This window comes from Methylobacterium sp. WL18 (genome assembly GCF_008040015.1).
GTDB classification, from domain to species: domain Bacteria; phylum Pseudomonadota; class Alphaproteobacteria; order Rhizobiales; family Beijerinckiaceae; genus Methylobacterium; species Methylobacterium mesophilicum.
In genome coordinates, this window is sequence record NZ_VRVD01001264.1 from 1 (window position 1) to 565 (window position 565).

Annotated in this window: 1 pseudogene; it reads right to left on the reverse strand. The window is 73.8% G+C overall.

Annotated features, from left to right (window positions below):
• Positions 1-229, reverse strand: a pseudogene (locus FV228_RS32220) (phage portal protein); the annotation flags it as partial.
• Positions 230-565: the final 336 nt, after the last annotated feature.

Genomic DNA, 565 nt, shown 5'->3' on the forward strand with positions numbered 1-565 from the left:
GCGGCAGGCTGGCCGCCCCCTCGGCGACCAGCCGGACCGCCCGGTGCACGATCGGGTTGCGCTGGTAGCCGGCCCGCGCCAGAGCCGCCGGGTCCCGGGCGGTCCAACTCGCCCGCCCGTCGGTATAGAGCGCGAAGGCCGGGGCGGCCTTGGTGACGAGGGCCGGTTCCGGAGGAGCCCCGGCGGCGCGGCGCGCCACCCGCGCCATCCGATCGAGGAAGGTCGCCATGCCGGTCCGCTCCTGCGCCATGATGATGTCGCTCTCCGATCGTCGACGGCCCGGGACGGCCGGACGGGATCGGGAGGCTTGGGATTCTCTCGGCCTGCGCCCGCGGGCACCATTGCGGCTGCGGCGAATACACCGCACCCGAGCCGGCACCGTGGCGACAGCGCTACAGCCCGGACGGGCGAAGTCGTGTATTCAGGATGCAGTTCGTTCCAGAGACCACGAACCGACTCCCGGCGCGCTTCCCGCAGAGGCGCGCCGTATTGTTTTGTGCCCGCCTCGACGGCACGGCTACGATCCGGCGCCCTGCGCGCGCGGGCCATCCCAGCCGCGCTCCGG